This window comes from Rhizobium sp. ERR 1071 (genome assembly GCF_007828675.1).
Classification (GTDB): domain Bacteria; phylum Pseudomonadota; class Alphaproteobacteria; order Rhizobiales; family Rhizobiaceae; genus Rhizobium; species Rhizobium dioscoreae.
In genome coordinates this window covers 73,898-89,800 of sequence record NZ_VITM01000013.1, presented here as the reverse complement: position 1 = coordinate 89,800, position 15,903 = coordinate 73,898, and the positions used below count along the sequence as shown (strand labels likewise).

General features: G+C 60.9%; 16 protein-coding genes and 1 tRNA gene. 8 read left to right on the top strand and 9 right to left on the bottom strand.

Annotated features, from left to right (window positions below; genetic code table 11):
* Positions 1-91 precede the first annotated feature (91 nt).
* Entirely contained in the window at positions 92-1,285 is a 1,194-nt protein-coding gene (gene dxr, locus FBZ99_RS28940; RefSeq protein WP_145636316.1) for a 1-deoxy-D-xylulose-5-phosphate reductoisomerase, read from the bottom strand.
* 197 nt (positions 1,286-1,482) lie between these two features.
* Between dxr and FBZ99_RS28935 the strand changes: the two genes are divergently transcribed.
* Positions 1,483-1,749 carry a BON domain-containing protein gene (locus FBZ99_RS28935; RefSeq protein ID WP_113354283.1) on the top strand — a complete coding sequence of 89 codons (267 nt, stop codon included), beginning with the start codon at positions 1,483-1,485 and terminating at the stop codon, positions 1,747-1,749.
* A 362-nt stretch (positions 1,750-2,111) separates the two neighbouring features.
* On the opposite strand, the gene FBZ99_RS28930 is transcribed toward FBZ99_RS28935, so the two are convergent.
* Together FBZ99_RS28930 and FBZ99_RS28925 are read right to left on the bottom strand one after the other, a co-directional pair.
* Positions 2,112-2,188, bottom strand: a tRNA-Arg gene (locus FBZ99_RS28930).
* Positions 2,189-2,310: 122 nt separating this feature from the next.
* Positions 2,311-3,471 (bottom strand): M20 aminoacylase family protein, encoded by a 1,161-nt coding sequence (locus tag FBZ99_RS28925; protein ID WP_113354237.1) that lies wholly within the window; start codon positions 3,469-3,471, stop codon positions 2,311-2,313.
* Positions 3,472-3,666: 195 nt separating this feature from the next.
* Here FBZ99_RS28925 and FBZ99_RS28920 point away from each other — a divergent pair, with 195 nt between their 5' ends.
* The gene (locus FBZ99_RS28920; RefSeq protein WP_113354236.1) at positions 3,667-4,833 is read left to right on the top strand and encodes a D-alanyl-D-alanine carboxypeptidase family protein; all 1,167 of its coding nucleotides are present in this window, start codon (positions 3,667-3,669) and stop codon (positions 4,831-4,833) included.
* Positions 4,834-4,848: 15 nt separating this feature from the next.
* A complete protein-coding gene (locus FBZ99_RS28915; RefSeq protein WP_113354235.1) occupies positions 4,849-6,051 on the top strand; it encodes a CobW family GTP-binding protein in 1,203 nt (400 codons plus the stop codon).
* A gap of 378 nt (positions 6,052-6,429) precedes the next feature.
* Here the strand turns inward: FBZ99_RS28915 and FBZ99_RS28910 are convergent, their stop codons facing one another.
* The 5 genes from FBZ99_RS28910 to FBZ99_RS33280 all read right to left on the bottom strand — a co-directional run bounded on the left by FBZ99_RS28910 (position 6,430) and on the right by FBZ99_RS33280 (position 10,370).
* The gene (locus FBZ99_RS28910) at positions 6,430-6,663 is read right to left on the bottom strand and encodes a sulfurtransferase TusA family protein (protein ID WP_113354234.1); all 234 of its coding nucleotides are present in this window, start codon (positions 6,661-6,663) and stop codon (positions 6,430-6,432) included.
* Positions 6,656-7,969 (bottom strand): L,D-transpeptidase family protein, encoded by a 1,314-nt coding sequence (locus tag FBZ99_RS28905; protein WP_113354435.1) that lies wholly within the window; start codon positions 7,967-7,969, stop codon positions 6,656-6,658. Before FBZ99_RS28905 ends, FBZ99_RS28910 begins: the two co-directional genes overlap by 8 nt.
* A 230-nt stretch (positions 7,970-8,199) precedes the next feature.
* Positions 8,200-9,153, bottom strand: coding sequence for an acetyl-CoA carboxylase carboxyltransferase subunit alpha (locus FBZ99_RS28900; protein WP_113333922.1), 954 nt, complete (start codon positions 9,151-9,153; stop codon positions 8,200-8,202).
* Between the two features lie 63 nt (positions 9,154-9,216).
* The gene (xerD, locus tag FBZ99_RS28895; RefSeq protein WP_145636314.1) at positions 9,217-10,206 is read right to left on the bottom strand and encodes a site-specific tyrosine recombinase XerD; all 990 of its coding nucleotides are present in this window, start codon (positions 10,204-10,206) and stop codon (positions 9,217-9,219) included.
* Positions 10,203-10,370: a hypothetical protein gene (locus FBZ99_RS33280; protein ID WP_167078112.1), complete on the bottom strand. Its 168-nt coding sequence runs from the start codon at positions 10,368-10,370 to the stop codon at positions 10,203-10,205. The genes xerD and FBZ99_RS33280 overlap by 4 nt, the downstream gene beginning before the upstream one ends.
* A gap of 160 nt (positions 10,371-10,530) precedes the next feature.
* Between FBZ99_RS33280 and FBZ99_RS28890 the strand changes: the two genes are divergently transcribed.
* The 3 genes from FBZ99_RS28890 to FBZ99_RS28880 are packed head-to-tail and all read left to right on the top strand — an operon-like array spanning position 10,531 to position 13,561.
* Complete coding sequence (locus FBZ99_RS28890; RefSeq protein WP_069612905.1) at positions 10,531-11,124, top strand: shikimate kinase; 594 nt, start codon at positions 10,531-10,533, stop codon at positions 11,122-11,124.
* Positions 11,121-12,251 (top strand): 3-dehydroquinate synthase, encoded by a 1,131-nt coding sequence (gene aroB / locus FBZ99_RS28885; protein ID WP_145636312.1) that lies wholly within the window; start codon positions 11,121-11,123, stop codon positions 12,249-12,251. Before FBZ99_RS28890 ends, aroB begins: the two co-directional genes overlap by 4 nt.
* Complete coding sequence (locus tag FBZ99_RS28880) at positions 12,251-13,561, top strand: HlyC/CorC family transporter (RefSeq protein WP_113333925.1); 1,311 nt, start codon at positions 12,251-12,253, stop codon at positions 13,559-13,561. Before aroB ends, FBZ99_RS28880 begins: the two co-directional genes overlap by 1 nt.
* Before the next feature lie 15 nt (positions 13,562-13,576).
* Here FBZ99_RS28880 and FBZ99_RS28875 read toward each other — a convergent pair whose 3' ends face one another.
* Positions 13,577-13,864, bottom strand: coding sequence for a BolA family protein (locus FBZ99_RS28875; protein ID WP_113333926.1), 288 nt, complete (start codon positions 13,862-13,864; stop codon positions 13,577-13,579).
* 109 nt (positions 13,865-13,973) lie between these two features.
* On the opposite strand from FBZ99_RS28875, the gene FBZ99_RS28870 reads away from it, so the two are divergent.
* Both FBZ99_RS28870 and cobS read left to right on the top strand, forming a co-directional pair.
* A complete protein-coding gene (locus tag FBZ99_RS28870; RefSeq protein WP_145636310.1) occupies positions 13,974-14,594 on the top strand; it encodes a J domain-containing protein in 621 nt (206 codons plus the stop codon).
* 309 nt (positions 14,595-14,903) lie between these two features.
* Positions 14,904-15,893, top strand: coding sequence for a cobaltochelatase subunit CobS (cobS, locus tag FBZ99_RS28865; RefSeq protein WP_095436016.1), 990 nt, complete (start codon positions 14,904-14,906; stop codon positions 15,891-15,893).
* Positions 15,894-15,903: the final 10 nt, after the last annotated feature.

The window sequence follows — 15,903 nt, the reverse complement described above, 5'->3', positions numbered from 1 at the left end:
TCCTCTCTAGCATCATCGCCGGGAATGGCAACCGCCGTATATGCGGTTGCGTAACGAATGCGGAACGCTGCGATCTATTGTAAGATTATGCTTACGCAGCCTTTTCCCGCTGGGCGACGAGTGCGGCGGCGCGGCCGCGCGCTTCCTCATCGGCGGCAAAGACCGCATCCATGGTTTCGGCGCTGCCGGTTGCAATCATCTCGTCCATGACGGCTTCGGCGATATCGGCCATTTCCAGGAAGCCGATGCGGCCATCGACGAAGGCGTGGAAGGCGATTTCCTCGGCGGCGTTCATGACGGCGCCCTGCAGGCCGCCGCGCTCCAGTGCTGTGCGGGCAAGGCGCAGTGCCGGGAAGCGCACTTCGTCCGGCGCCTCGAAATCGAGCCGGGCGAGCTTGGTGAAATCCAGCCGGTCGACATTGAGCCTGCTGCGAGCGGGATAGGTCAGCGCGTAGCCGATGGCGGTGCGCATGTCGGGATAGCCGAGTTGCGCCAGAATGGAACCGTCCGTATAGCCGACCATGGAATGAATGACGGATTGCGGGTGGACAATGACTTCGATCTGGTCGGGCCGGACGTCGAACAGGTGCTTAGCCTCGATCATCTCCAGCGCCTTGTTGAACATGGAGGCGCTGCCGATCGAAATCTTTAAGCCCATCGACCAGTTGGGATGGGCACGCGCGATCGCCGGCGTGACATTGGCCATCTGCTCCCGTGTCCAGGTGCGGAAGGGGCCGCCCGATGCCGTGATGATGATGCGCTCCACCGCGTGCTGCTGATCGTCCTCCAGTGCCTGGAAAATCGCGCTGTGCTCGCTATCGACGGGGATCAGCCGGCCGCCGCCTTCGGCCACGGCGCGCACGAAGAGATCGCCGGCGGAGACGAGACATTCCTTGTTGGCAAGCGCGATATCGGCGCCGCGGCGGGCGGCTGCCAGCGTCGGCGCCAGGCCGGCCGTGCCGACGATCGCCGCCATCGCCCAGTCCGAGGGCATCGAAGCCGCCTCGATCAAGGCATTCTTGCCCGCGCCGACGGCAATGCCCGATCCAGCCAGCGCATCCTTCAGATCCCGATAGCGCTCCTCATTGGCCGTCACGGCAAAAGCGGCACCGCAGGCCTTGGCCTGCGCGGCCAGCAGGCCGATATTGTCATGTCCGGTGATGGCCGCGATATCGAAGGCCTCACGCCCGCCCAGCTGGGCAATGACGTCGAGCGTATTCTGGCCGATGGAGCCGGTCGAACCCAATATCGTCAGGCGACGACGCGCCGTGCTGCCGGTGTTCATTCAGGTATCCGCATTTGCTGCTGTTCCCCAAGGCTCTACAGGGGATTGGGCGGAGCGGCAAGTCCGGAGCCATGCAACCGCTCCCCCGGCGATACACGCGAAAAGCGACCGTGTGAATTAGTCATATTTTTTTCAATCTCCATTGAACCAAATGCAAACTGCTGCGTTTTCCGACCACTCGACTGCGGAGGTAACGAATGGTTTTCAAGGCGGCAACGTTTCACGGCATGGAGCTCTATCTGGAAAACGACCAGGCCAGGCGCTCGGCGTTGGAATCCGCGGTTGCCAATGCGCTCGCCGTTGCCGGCGGAATCGATGCTTCCGATGTCACCGTGATTGCGGCAGGCCAGGAAATCCGCCTGCACGGTTCGGTCGCGACGTATCAGGAGGTGACGCGAGCAACCGCGGTCGCGGAATCCATTCCCGGCGTGCGGCTGGTGAGGAACAGGATTGCGGTGGGGTGATATCCGCCTTTTAAGTTCGCGTTTACGCGGCGCCCGATGGGCTCACGGCAGAGTGATCGCATATGGGCGAAAGTTCCTTCTCCCCTCGGGGAGAAGGTGGCCCGAAGGGTCGGATGAGGGGGCTGACCGATTTGAATGTGGGGTTTTCGCACCCTTGGCAACACCCCCCTCATCCGCCTGTCGGCACCTTCTCCCCGAGGGGAGAAGGAGGACGCGGCAACGGCGTCGTTTCATGTACGCTTGCCTTGGGGGCTCACGGGATACTCCGTTCTCGAGGCGAAACGCATGAAAAGATCGTGATCGCCGCAACCTTCGCCAGCTCGAAACGCGGACTAAGAGCGATACTGAGTGCTTGAGTATAATGGTGATCTCGACGCGATTCGAACGCGTGACCCTCAGATTAGGAATCTGATGCTCTATCCTGCTGAGCTACGAGACCACTCGGCATGATCCATACAAAAGCCAAGGCCCGAAGCCAAGCCCTTTTGCGTCGTGGAGACAATCTGTCTTGAGCGTGCGCCCCGCGCGGCTTTGAAGGCTGCGCGGGGCATTGATGGAGCCTCAGGCGTTGAGGCGGTGTTCGGCGAGGCGTACCCAGTAGGAAATGCCGTGGGCGATGGCTTCGTCGTTGAAGTCGTACGCCGGGTTGTGCAGACCGGCGCTGTCGCCGTTGCCGACGAAGATGAAGGCGCCGGGGCGGGCGAGCAGCATGTAGGAAAAATCCTCGCCGCCCATCATCGGGTCGATATTCGGGATGACATTGCCTGCACCGGCGATTTCCTCGGCCACCGCAATCGCGTGATCGGTCTCGTCGGCATGGTTGAAGGTGACAGGGTAGTTGCGATGAAACTCGATCTCGGCTTCCGCACCATGGCTTGCGGCAATGCCTGTCACGATCTGCTTGAAGCGCTGCTCGGCAAGGTCGCGCATTTCGGGATCGAGCGTGCGCACTGTGCCGGTGAAGCTCGCATCGTTGGGGATGACGTTGTGGGCATTGCCGGCGTTGAATGTCGTGACGGAGACAACAACCGATTTCAGCGGATCGGCGCTGCGCGAGGCGATGAGCTGCAAATTGGAGACGATCTGCGCGCCGATGGCGATCGGGTCGATCGTCTTGTGCGGCATGGCGGCGTGGCCGCCGACGCCTTTGATGGAGACGGTGAATTCATCCGTCGCCGCCATGATCGCGCCCTTGCGGATGGCGAAATGGCCGACGGGCAGGCCCGGCATGTTGTGCATGCCATAGACTTCGGCGATCTGGAAGCGCTCCATCATGCCGTCCTTGACCATGGCGTCGCCGCCGGCGCCACCTTCTTCGGCCGGCTGGAAGATGACGGCGATGTTGCCGTTGAAATTGCGGTTCTCGGCGAGGTATTTCGCAGCGCCCAGCAGCATGGCGGTGTGGCCGTCATGGCCGCAGGCATGCATCTTGCCGGGAGTCTGGGAGGCATAGGGCTTGCCGGTGATTTCGGTGAGGGGCAGGGCATCCATGTCGGCGCGCAAGCCGATCGTGCGCCCTTCGCCCTTGCCACGGATCAGGCCGACGACGCCGGTGCGGCCGATGCCGGTCACCACCTCGTCGACGCCGAAGGCGCGCAGTTTCTCAGCCACGAAAGCGGCCGTATTCTCGACCGCATAGAGGAGTTCGGGATGCGCATGGATATGGCGGCGCCACTCGGTCACTTCGCCCTGGAGTTCTGCGGCTCTGTTCAAGATCGGCATATGCTGATTTTCCTGCTGCTCAATATCGATTCTGGTTCAACCTGCGGGTCCTTGGCACAGCCTTGGCCAGCTTATCGTGGCCTTGGCGGCGTGCCATCGGGAAATAAAGTCGTCAATCGCCTTTGCCTTCTCCTAGCCATATAGGTTAAATAGACGAAGCTTTCGAGAAAATTCCGGACTTCTGAAGGATAGATCGTGCCGACGAAGCAGAATCGTTTGTATGCCGCCCTGCGGCTCGTTCCTATGGCCGCAGCAACATCCATGCTTTTCCTGTCGACCGCGCAAATGGCCGGAGCCAATCCGCATATTCTCGTCGATGTCAGCACCGGACGCGTTCTCGACCAGCAGGAGGCGTTTCGCCGCTGGTATCCCGCCTCGCTCACGAAGCTGATGACGACCTATGTGACCTTCCGGGCCATTCAGTCCGGTCAGATCCGGCTCGATACGCCCGTCGTCATGTCGAAGCTTGCTGCCGCACAGCCGCCGGCCAAGATGTACTTCAAGCCGGGCCAGAAGATGACGCTCGACAACGCCTTGAAGATGATGCTGGTCAAATCGGCAAACGATCTTGCCATGGCGGTCGCAGAGACGGTCGGCGGTTCGCAGCAGGGCTTCGTGGCGCGGATGAATGCGGAAGCCGCGCGCCTCGGCATGCGCGACTCGCATTTCATCAATCCGAACGGTCTGCCCGGCAAGGGACAGTATACGACGGCGCGCGATCTTGCCATTCTCAGCGTGGCGCTGCGCCGCGAGTTCCCGCAATATGCCGGCTATTTCTCGCTCGAGGGCTTCACCAACGGCGTCAAGCAGGTGCCGAACATCAACATGCTCATCGGCCGTTTCGACGGCGCCGACGGCATGAAGACCGGCTTCATCTGCGCTGCCGGCTTCAACCAGATCGCCTCGGCAACCCGCAACGGCCGCACGCTGATCTCGGTCGTTCTCGGCACCGATAGCCTGGCGGCGCGCGCCGACGATTCTGCCAATCTCCTGGAAAAGGGTTTCCAGAACCAGCTGTCCACCCGCGACACGCTGGCGACCCTCAGGCCCGATGCGCCGCTTGCAGCCGACGTCGCCGATGTCACCGCCGACATCTGCAGCACAAAGGGCGCGCAGGCGCGCAGCGAGACCCGCGATCCCTTCGGTCGCACCAAGGTACAATCACCCTATATCCACGAAATGGATCACGAGCCCAATTTCGTCTATGCCGGTCTGATCGGCGGCCAGGATATCGCGACGGCCGCCAAGAGCGACAAGGACGATGTCACGGCCAGAGGCGACAAGGCGACCAGGGACAACAAGATCGCGATCTCCGGCAGCGCGTCCAATGTGCCGGTCCCGATGCCGCGGCCCACTTTCTAATATCGGACAGGAATCATGAGTGTTTCGCAGCTAAGAGTGCCGGTTGCCATCCTGACCGGCTTCCTCGGTGCGGGTAAATCGACCCTGCTCAACCGCATCCTCAAGGATGAGGCCATGCGCGATGCGGCCGTCATCATCAACGAGTTCGGCGATGTCGGTATCGATCATCTGCTGGTGGAAAGCTCCGGCGATTCCATCATCGAGCTTTCCGATGGCTGCCTGTGCTGCACGGTGCGCGGCGAGTTGGTGGATACGCTGGCGAACCTGATGGACGCGATGCAGACCGGCCGTATCCGGCCGCTGAAGCGCGTCGTCATCGAAACGACCGGCCTTGCCGATCCTGCTCCCGTCATGCAGTCGATCATGGGCAATCCGATCATCGCCAACAATTTCGACCTCGATGGCGTCATTACCGTCGTCGATGCGGTCAACGGGCTGCAGACGCTCGACAATCACGAAGAAGCGCGCAAGCAGGTGGCGGTCGCCGACCGGCTGATCGTGTCCAAGACGGGGATTGCCGGCGCCGTGCCGGAAGCGCAGCTGGAGAGCAGGCTGAGGGCGCTCAATCCGCGCGCGCAGATCCTGAATGCCGATAGCGACGAGGCGGGACGCGCCGCCATTCTGGTCAACGGCCTCTACGACCCGGCGTCCAAGATCGCCGATGTCGGCCGCTGGCTGCAGGACGAGCTGGAGGCGGACGACGATCATCATCACCATGATGAGCACGATCACCACGACCATGATCATGACCATCATCATGGCGATCGTGGACACCACCATCACCATCATGGGCACCACCACGGCCACCGGCATCAGCACGCCCATGACGTCACGCGGCATGACAGCTCGATCCGGTCGTTCTCGATCGTCGAGACCCAGCCTATCGATCCGATGGCGCTCGAAATGTTCATCGACCTGCTGCGTTCGGCGCATGGCGAGAAGCTCCTGCGCATGAAGGCGATCGTTGCAGTGTCCGACCGGCCGGAGCGTCCTGTCGTGCTGCATGGCGTGCAGAATATCTTCCATGCGCCGGTGCGCCTGCCGGCATGGCCTGACCCCGAAGACCGCCGCACGCGCATGGTCATCATCACGAAGGATTTGCCGGAAGATTTCGTGAAGGGCCTGTTCGACGCCTTCCTCAGCAAGCCGCGCGTCGATACGCCTGATAGGGCAGCGCTGGAGGATAATCCGCTCGCCGTGCCGGGGATGCGGTTCTAGTTTCAGCCTTTGAGATTTGGCAACCCGCCTCTCCCTTCGACGGGCTCAGGGTGAGGGCCAAGCTAATCGGATATGAGATGGTCGCCACGCAACCCCTTCTCCCCTTGGGAGAGATCGTGCCGACAGGCGGATGAGGGGGATTGCTAACAGCACAAAGCCGATCGATTGGGAGCGGTCACCCCCTTATCCGACCCTTCGGGCCACCTTCTCCCCAAGGGGAGAAGGAGCTTACGGCGCTCGTCCGCCTCCATATGCGATAGCCCTTCTCCCCGAGGGGAGAAGGAATCCGTGGCACTCGCATGCCATATGCAAGCGGCCTGTTTTGAGGCGGGAGCGTAGCGACCCTCGAACCATGAGAATGGTCCCGGTCGCAGACAGTCAGCCCTTGCGAATCACGAAGCGATGGCCGCCATCCGTCTTCTCGTTCACGAGAAGCGTGTGGCCCTTCTCGTTGCAGAGATGCGGGATGTCGATGACGGCGAGCGGATCCGTGGTTTCCACGGTCAAGGTCGCGCCGCTTGCCATGCCGCGCAGACGCTTCTCCGTCTTGATCGCCGGATAGGGGCATTTCAGGCCGCGCAGATCGTAGATCTCGGTATCCGGACTATTCACTCTTGGCCCAGAACTTCCAGAAAGGCGGTTTCTTGGCCTCGGTCTGCGCGGTTTCGACAGGAGGCGCTGGCGCGTAGGCGAGCGCGTTGAGGCTGGGGTTCATGGGGTTTGCCGTCGGGATCGGCACATTTGCCGGAACATTGGCCGCAATGACGGGGCCGGCCGCGGGCTGCTGCGCAGGTGCCATCGGAGCACCTGTCGCAGGACTTGCCGTAGCCACGCGAATGCTTGCCGTCGTCGGGTTGCCCGTCGGGCTTACTGCCGTGCCACCGCGCGCGATCTGCTGGGCCGACTGGTTCGCCATCATCGATTCGAGATCGGCGACCTTCATCATCTTGCCGGCGGCAAGGGCGGTGCCTGTGGGAGCATAGGCGATATCGTGGCCCTTGCGCTGCTTGGCGACGACGGCCTTGCGCTCGGCTTCGGTCGGGTCGTACCAGGCCATGCCGTCGAACTTCTTCGAGGCAGCTGCATAGTCGGCCTGATACTGCTTGTCATAGGTCGCAAGCGCCATCTGCAGGGCAGGCGGCGTGGTCATGACGGGGCATTTGCCGCTGGCGTTGAACGGGCCGCTGGCCTGCTGGTTGAAGACGTATTTCTTCTCGCAGACCTCGACCTCGGGCGGGCGCTTGGTGACTTCGAAATTGTCGTAGCCAACCTTCAGCATCTTCCAGAATTCGATATTGGGGCTGAGGCGATGCTTCCACATGTTTTCCGCCGTCATGCGGAAGGGGAAGGCTTCGAGCTGAACGGCCTTCTGGCCGCCCTTGAAGGCGTCGCGCGCGAAGGCATAGATTTCCAGTACCTGCTGGTCGGTCATCGAATAGCAGCCGGACGACGAGCAGGCGCCGTGGATCATCAGATTGTTGCCGGTGCGGCCATTGGCTGCATCGTAGCGGTTCGGGAAGCCGGTGTTGATGGCGAGGTAATATTTCGAATTCGGGTTCAGGTTAGCCGGCGTCAGCATGTAGAAGCCTTCCGGCGCCTGCCGGTCGCCTTCCTTGACCTTCGGGCCCAGACGGCCGGACCAGGCGCAGATCTTGTAATCCGCTATGACTTCGAAACGGTTGTTCTGGTTCGCCTTCAGGATCTCCATCACGCCTTCTTCCTTGAAGATGCGGATCATGATCGGCGAGTTGCGGTCCATGCCCTTCTTGGCCATGTCGGCGAGGATATGGCTTGGAAGCGGCTGTTCGACCTTGTTCTTCACCTTCGACAGGTCAATCGACGCGGTATCCAGCGCGTCGTTGCAGCCGGCGAGGGCCAGTGCCATCAGGGAAACATAGGCAAGGTGACGAATGCGCATTCTGACTTGGTCCATAAATGCGAAGAGTGGCAGCTCGATCTGTTTCGCCACTCCCCTCGAAGCATGAAACGGAATCATAGATGGCTTATACTTGAAAATTCCTTACCAGCCTATGACGTGCCCGCAGCGCGTCGGCAAGCTTTTCTTTGCCATAAAAGCTTCGATAACGGAAATGTGGCCAAGGTTTGGCCTCATTCCCGCTTTCAGCGATCACTTTTTCCGAATGCCGCTTAGAGATTGCGACCGATGTTGAGGAATTTCTGGCGGCGGTCGCTGCGCAATTGTTCGCCCGAACGGCTGGAAAGCTCTGCAAGCGCGGTCGCAATCGTTTCGCCGGCCGAGCTTATCACCGCGTTCGGATCGCGATGCGCGCCGCCGACGGGCTCGGAGATGATGCCGTCGATCACGCCGAGGCTCTTCAGATCATCGGCCGTTATCTTCATGTTGGTTGCTGCTTCCTTGGCGCGCGTTGAATCGCGCCAGAGGATCGAGGCCGCACCTTCGGGCGAAATCACGCTGTAGATCGAGTGTTCGAGCATATAGACGCGGTTGCCGACGGCTATCGCGATGGCGCCGCCGGAACCGCCTTCGCCGATAACGATGGAGATGATCGGCACCTTCACGCCGAGACACATCTCGGTCGAGCGGGCGATCGCTTCGGCCTGACCGCGTTCTTCGGCGCCAACGCCCGGATAGGCACCGGCGGTGTCGACCAGCGTGATGACGGGCAACTGGAAGCGGTCGGCCATTTCGAGGATACGGATCGCCTTGCGATAGCCTTCCGGCCGGGCGCTGCCGAAATTGTGCTTCAGGCGGCTCTTGGTATCGTTGCCTTTTTCCTGGCCGATGAGGGCGACCGGCTGGCCGCGGAAGCGGGCAAAACCTGCCTGGATCGCGGCATCTTCGGAGAATTGGCGATCGCCGGCGAGCGGTGTGAATTCCGTAAACAGTGCACTGGCATAATCGACGAAATGCGGGCGCTGCGGGTGGCGGGCGACCTGCGTCTTCTGCCAGGCGTTGAGCTTGGAATAGATGTCGGCCATCGCCTCGCGGACGCGGATTTCAAGCCGCCCGACTTCCTCGGACGTGTCGATGCTTTCGTCTTCGCTCGCCAGTTTCTTGAGCTCGTGAATCTTGCCTTCGAGATCCGAGATGGGTTTTTCGAAGTCCAGATAATTGTGCATGAGGTGCGTTTCCGATCCTTTTGCCCGTGACGAGAGATGGCGGCTTCAGCCTGTGTGCCGGTCCTAATCCTGTTTTTTTGCCTGTTTGGCAAGGGGGTGATGCGTTTGGACCAGCTGATGAAGGCGTTCTTCCAGCACATGTGTGTAGATTTGCGTCGTCGAAATGTCCGAATGGCCGAGAAGTTCCTGCACGACGCGCAGGTCCGCGCCGTTGGCGAGAAGATGGCTCGCGAAGGCATGGCGCATCACATGCGGTGAAATCATCGAAGGCGTCAGGCCCGCCCGAATGGCAAGGTCCTTGAGATCGCGCGCAAAAACCTGACGCGGCAGATAGCCCTGCCTGGACGCGGCGGGGAAAAGCCACGGACTTTCGGTGGCAGGGTTCTTGGCGTTTGCCGCAATCTCGGCCTGCAGCCGCCCATAGCTTTTCAGCGCCGAAATGGCCGACTGCGACAGCGGTACCAGCCGCTCCTTGTTGCCTTTGCCGCGGATCATCAGGAAGCGGCCTTCCTGATCCAGCACCTTCGCCGGCAGAGAGATGAGCTCGCTTACACGCATGCCGGTGGCATAGAGCATTTCCAGGAGCACCAGCATGCGCAGGCGCTGCAGCCGGTCCGGTCCGTCGGCCGCGGCCTCCTCCTCAGCCTGGCTCAGAAGCCTCGTCACTTCGTCGACGCCCATCGTCTTCGGAAGGGCGCGGCCCTTCTTGGGAGCATCGAGGATCCCCGTCGGGTCGTCTGTGCGCAGACCTTCAGCATAGAGGAACTTATAGAATTGCCGCATGGCAGAGAGCCGGCGTGCCTGGGAGGACGGTTTGAAGCCCTGGCTCGACAGGCTGGAAAGATAGGCTCCCAGGTCGCTGGAGCTGGCTTCCGTCAGACGAACTCCTTGCCCGGATAGGAATGAATGGAGATCGTCGAGATCGCGCTCGTAGGATTGCAGCGTGTTGATGGCAGCACCCCGCTCGGCGCTCATCATTTCCAGAAAGGCTTCCAGATGCACTCGCCCCAGATCTCTCTTGCCCGCTCGTATATTTTCGGCTTGCGCGCTCATGGTTTCAGCGAGCCTGTCGTCGGAGGATTGAGGCGTTCGGGGGCAATGCGGATCGTCACATCACGTGGCTGGGGATCGACGAAGAGCACCAGAGCCCACATTGCTCCATATATCGATCCGGCGATGACCGCGCAGATGACAAGGAAGCGAAATAGGGTTGGCATTCGAAAACTCTCCTTCGCCGTTCATTGGCGCGGCGATGCGCAATAATTATGTCCTTCAAGGGTTAGCTGAAGGATATTGCAGACATGTTTACGATAGCGGCGTCTTGACGCTACCGGTGCATTTGACGATACCGTTTCCAAAGAAATTGTGAATGGGCCGATGAGTGAACAAGTCCTGACCCTTGCCGAGAGCCTTAAAGACAGGGCGCGTGCTGCGCTCGGTCAGCGCAATCTCGTCTTCGTGGGATTGATGGGAGCAGGAAAATCCTCGATCGGCCGGCCAGTCGCGCAGCAGCTCGGCCTTCCCTTCGTCGATACGGATATCGAGATTGAGCGCGTGTCGCGCATGACGATCGCCGAACTGTTTGCCGCCTATGGCGAGCAGGAGTTCCGGGCGCTGGAAACGCGTGTCATCAAGCGGCTGCTCAAGGGCGGCCCGCGTGTCGTCTCGACCGGCGGCGGCGCATTCATCAACGAAAGCACGCGCCTGCATGTCAAGCGCGGCAGCCTTTCCGTCTGGCTGAAGGCCGACCTCGACGTCTTGTGGGACCGCGTCAACAAGCGCGACACACGGCCGTTGCTGAAGACCGAGAATCCGAAACAGACCCTCGAGAACCTGATGAATGCGCGCTATCCGATCTATGCGGAAGCCGATATCACGGTTCTTTCCCGCGACGTAAGCAAGGATATCATGGTCAGGGAAGTCCTTGCCGCGATTGCCGAGGGAAAGAAAGCAGAAAGCAGAATACCATGAATGCGATCACACCGGCTTCCGCTGAGCGTCTCGTGCGCGTGCCTCTCGGCGAGCGTGCCTATGACATCCTGATCGGCCCCGGCCTGATCGCGCGTGCGGGCCAGGAGATCGCAGTCCGGCTGAAGGGGCGCAAGGCCGCCGTCATCACCGATGAAAATGTCGCGCCGCTTTACCTCGATGCTTTGGTTGCGAGCCTTGAAGCGGCCGGTATCCAGGCTTCCAGCCTCGTTTTGCCCGCTGGCGAAAAGACAAAAAGCTTCGAGCATCTGATTACCGTTTGCGATGCGGTGCTGACGGCGCGTGTGGAGCGCAACGATGCGGTGATCGCACTTGGCGGTGGCGTCATCGGTGATCTCTCCGGCTTTGCTGCCGGCATCGTGCGCCGCGGCGTTCGTTTCGTCCAGGTGCCGACATCGCTGCTGTCGCAGGTGGATTCGTCCGTTGGCGGCAAGACCGGCATCAATACCCATCATGGCAAGAACCTCGTCGGCGTCTTCCATCAGCCTGATCTCGTGCTTGCCGATACCGATGTGCTGAATACGCTGAGCGAGCGTGAATTTCGCGCCGGCTATGCCGAAGTCGCCAAATATGGCCTGATCGACAAGCCGGATTTCTTCGCCTGGCTGGAAGCCAATTGGAAGGATGTCTTCTCGGGTGGTGCCGCTCGCATCGAGGCGATTGCCACCAGCTGCGAGGCAAAGTCCGATGTCGTCGTTGCCGACGAACGCGAAAACGGCCCTCGCGCGCTGCTCAATCTCGGCCATACCTTCGGCCACGCGCTGGAAGCCGCCACTGCCTATGACAGCCGCCGGCTGGTGCATGGCGAGGGTGTTGCGATCGGCATGGTGCTGGCGCATGAATTTTCCGCGCGCCTCAATCTGGCAAGCCCGGATGATGCCAAGCGTGTCGAGGCGCATTTGAAGGCCGTGGGCCTGCCAACGCGGATGGGCGATATTCCGGGCGAGCTGCCGCCGGCCGAAGCGCTAATGGATGCGATCGCGCAGGACAAGAAGGTCAAGAGCGGCAAGCTCACCTTCATCCTCACGCGTGGCATCGGTCAGTCCTTCGTTGCGGACGATGTACCGTCTTCCGAAGTCCTGAGTTTCCTGAAGGAAAAACATCCCTGATGACCGTCGAGGGCACGCTGGCTGTTTTGTGGGAATATTGGCCCGAGATTATATCGATCGTGGCCCTGGTGCTGCTTTCCGCCTTCTTTGCCGGCTCGGAGACGGCGCTGACGGCGGCTTCGCGCAGCCGTATTCATACATTGGAAGCCAACGGCGACAGGCGTGCCGGCATCGTGCGGCTCTTGATAGAACGTCGCGACCGATTGATCGGCGCGCTGCTGATCGGCAACAATCTCGCCAATATTCTGTCGTCCTCGCTTGCGACCAGCGTGTTCCTGGGTCTGTTCGGCAATTCCGGCGTGGCGATCGCTACCGCCGCCATGACCGTCATTCTCGTCATTTTCGCGGAGGTTCTGCCGAAGAGCTGGGCCATTGCGACGCCGGACCGCTTCGCGCTGAATGTCGCCAGTGCGATACGCCTCTTCGTTATCGTCGTTGGGCCTGTGTCGAGCGTCGTCAATGCCATCGTGCGCCAGATCCTGGGCATTTTCGGCGTCAATCTCTCCCGGGAAGTGTCGATGCTGTCGGCGCATGAGGAGTTGCGCGGCGCCGTGGACCTGCTTCACCGCGAGGGTTCCGTGGTCAAGGCCGACCGCGACCGTCTGGGTGGCGTTCTCGATCTCGGCGAGCTGGAACTGTCTGATATCATGGTTCACCGTACGGCAATGCGCGCCATCAATGCCGATGATCCGCCAGAAGTGGTCGTGCGTGCGATCCTCGACAGCCCTTATACGCGCATGCCGCTCTGGCGCGGCACGATCGACAACATCATCGGCGTCGTGCATGCCAAGGACTTGCTGCGGGCGCTCGCGGAACGTAATGTCGAGCCGGAAAATCTCGATATCGTCAAGATCGCGCAAAAGCCCTGGTTCGTGCCCGACAGCACCAATCTCGAGGACCAGCTCAACGCCTTCCTGCGTCGCAAGCAGCATTTCGCCGTCGTCGTCGACGAATATGGCGAGGTGCAGGGCATCGTCACGCTGGAGGATATTCTGGAAGAGATCGTTGGCGACATCGCCGATGAGCACGATCTGGATATCCAGGGCGTGCGGCAGGAGGCCGACGGCTCGATCGTTGTTGACGGAGTCGTGCCGATTCGCGATCTGAACCGCGCGCTCGACTGGGATTTGCCCGACGAAGAGGCGACGACGATTGCCGGCCTCGTCATCCACGAATCGATGACCATCCCTGAAGAGCGGCAGGCCTTCACGTTCTACGGCAAGCGTTTCATCGTCATGAAGCGCGAAAAGAACCGCATCACCAAGCTGCGCATCCGTCCCGCGGAGTCGGAAGAGGCGAAGCCGGCTTAAGGCGTCCCCAGCGCCCTACCAGCGCACCGTCTCTCCCGGAGCTGCCGGCTCTACCGCCAGCGCGTGCAGCCCCGCCTCCAGTTCCGGCTTCAATAACTCGTTGATCGCCCTGTGGCGCGCGAGGCGCGGCATGCCGGAAAACTTGGCGGACACGATGCGAACTCTTATATGAGTTTCGCCCGTCCCGGTCATGTCGGGCTGATGACCCGCATGCAGGTGGCTCTCGTTGATGACGGCAAGGCGCTCGGGCGCGAAGGCATCGGTGAGCTTCCGCTCAATGCGGGATTGCAGTGTCGTTTCCATATTCCCGCGTCGACCTCGCTTGCGAAAAAAAAGGCTCCCACAAAGCCTATAACATTCCTGTTTGTCAATTCTTGTTGTGGGGTATCCAAGGCCCCATAATTAGGACGCCATGAGACTTGATTCAAAATATTTCGATCGCATCCGCACCCGCCGCAAGCGCGCGCAGGAGCCCGAACAGGGTCCGCCGACGTGCCAGTGGGACGGCTGCGACAAGCACGGTACGCATCGCGCCCCGGTGGGGCGCAATGCTGAAGGGCAGTTCTTTTTGTTCTGCTTCGAGCACGTCAAGGAATACAATAAGGGCTACAATTATTTCTCCGGCCTCTCGGACGGGGAAATCGCGCGCTATCAGAAGGAAGCCATCACCGGCCACCGTCCGACCTGGACCGTGGGCGTGAACAAGGCTGCCAGGAACAGCCCGCTTCATTCCGATATCCGCTCGGGCGCTTATTCCCGCGTTCGCGACCCCTTCGGCTTCGTTAGGGAAGGCGACGGCCAAGGTCGCGGCCCGCGTTTTCCGCAGCAGCGCAAGCTGAAAACGCTGGAGGCGAAAGCCTTCGACACCATGGGTCTCGGCGCCAATGCCTCGGCTCCGGAAATCAAGCGCCGCTACAAGGAATTGGTGAAAATGCACCATCCCGACGCCAATGGCGGCGACCGCGGCTCGGAAGAGCGCTTCCGCGCAGTTATTCAGGCCTATCAATTATTGAAGCAGAACGGTTTTTGTTAATTCCCGTCCTTGCTCTCCGCCTTCAATCAGGTATGGTCCAAATCGGCTGAAGCTGCGGGCAACCGCGGCAGGGTGCGCATTTGGCTGGCTGCACCTCGGTCAACTTTCCGGACGCGGCGTTTCTTGTCCGGGGACTCTGTTCAAGGATGCTCGCAAGCGATCATATTATCGCGCCGAGATTTTGCTTTAGTCCCGGAGAAGTATCGCCGCTGTTCCGACCGGACGGATGCGGGCAACAAGCTGCGGCGTTTCGGATAAATCGGCTGAGTTTGATATGGCAGGGTGAGAGCCACCCGCCCTGGAGACATGATGAGCAAGATTGACCTTGATATTTCCGAGATCCCCGATACCACAGTTTCGGTCCGCGAAGTCTTCGGCATTGATTCCGACATTCGCGTGCCCGCTTACAGCCAGGGCAGTGCCTACGTGCCCGATCTCGACACGGACTATCTCTTCGACCGCGAGACCACGCTCGCCATTCTCGCCGGCTTCGCTCATAACCGCCGTGTGATGATCTCGGGCTATCACGGCACCGGCAAGTCCTCCCATATCGAGCAGGTCGCCGCGCGCCTCAACTGGCCGTGCGTGCGTATCAACCTCGACAGCCACGTCAGCCGTATCGATCTCGTCGGCAAGGATGCGATCGTCGTCAAGGATGGCCTGCAGGTCACCGAATTCAAGGACGGCATCCTGCCCTGGGCCTATCAGCACAATGTCGCGCTCGTGTTCGATGAATATGACGCCGGCCGCCCGGACGTGATGTTCGTCATCCAGCGCGTGCTGGAATCCTCGGGCCGTCTGACCCTGCTCGACCAGAGCCGCGTCATCCGTCCTCACCCGGCCTTCCGCCTGTTCGCAACCGCCAATACCATCGGTCTCGGCGACACGACCGGCCTCTATCACGGTACGCAGCAGATCAACCAAGCGCAGATGGACCGCTGGTCGATCGTGACGACGCTGAACTACCTGCCGCACAACAATGAAGTCGATATCGTACTGGCGAAGGTGAAGTCCTTCCGCAACGACAAGGGCCGCGACACCGTCTCCAAGATGGTCCGCGTTGCCGACCTGACGCGCGCTGCCTTCATGAATGGCGATCTGTCGACCGTCATGAGCCCGCGTACCGTCATCACCTGGGCCGAAAATGCGGAAATCTTCGGCGATGTCGCCTTTGCTTTCCGCGTCACCTTCCTCAACAAGTGTGATGAGCTGGAACGGCCGCTGGTTGCCGAGCACTATCAGCGCGCGTTCGGCGTCGAGCTGAAGGAAAGTGCCGCCAACATCGTGCTCGAAGCCTAAGGAAAAGCCG

Bases quoted from the DNA above. Each gene is read 5' to 3' on its own strand.
- FBZ99_RS28935 (WP_113354283.1), top strand. From the start codon at position 1,483: ATGGTTTTCAAGGCGGCAACGTTTCACGGCATGGAGCTCTATCTGGAA.
- FBZ99_RS33280 (WP_167078112.1), bottom strand. From the start codon at position 10,370: ATGCCAACCCTATTTCGCTTCCTTGTCATCTGCGCGGTCATCGCCGGA.
- cobS (WP_095436016.1), top strand. From the start codon at position 14,904: ATGAGCAAGATTGACCTTGATATTTCCGAGATCCCCGATACCACAGTT.
- FBZ99_RS28900 (WP_113333922.1), bottom strand. From the start codon at position 9,153: ATGCACAATTATCTGGACTTCGAAAAACCCATCTCGGATCTCGAAGGC.
- FBZ99_RS28875 (WP_113333926.1), bottom strand. From the start codon at position 13,864: ATGGAAACGACACTGCAATCCCGCATTGAGCGGAAGCTCACCGATGCC.
- FBZ99_RS28905 (WP_113354435.1), bottom strand. From the start codon at position 7,969: ATGCGCATTCGTCACCTTGCCTATGTTTCCCTGATGGCACTGGCCCTC.
- FBZ99_RS28870 (WP_145636310.1), top strand. From the start codon at position 13,974: ATGAGACTTGATTCAAAATATTTCGATCGCATCCGCACCCGCCGCAAG.
- FBZ99_RS28915 (WP_113354235.1), top strand. From the start codon at position 4,849: ATGAGTGTTTCGCAGCTAAGAGTGCCGGTTGCCATCCTGACCGGCTTC.
- FBZ99_RS28925 (WP_113354237.1), bottom strand. From the start codon at position 3,471: ATGCCGATCTTGAACAGAGCCGCAGAACTCCAGGGCGAAGTGACCGAG.
- aroB (WP_145636312.1), top strand. From the start codon at position 11,121: ATGAATGCGATCACACCGGCTTCCGCTGAGCGTCTCGTGCGCGTGCCT.
- FBZ99_RS28880 (WP_113333925.1), top strand. From the start codon at position 12,251: ATGACCGTCGAGGGCACGCTGGCTGTTTTGTGGGAATATTGGCCCGAG.
- xerD (WP_145636314.1), bottom strand. From the start codon at position 10,206: ATGAGCGCGCAAGCCGAAAATATACGAGCGGGCAAGAGAGATCTGGGG.
- FBZ99_RS28890 (WP_069612905.1), top strand. From the start codon at position 10,531: ATGAGTGAACAAGTCCTGACCCTTGCCGAGAGCCTTAAAGACAGGGCG.
- dxr (WP_145636316.1), bottom strand. From the start codon at position 1,285: ATGAACACCGGCAGCACGGCGCGTCGTCGCCTGACGATATTGGGTTCG.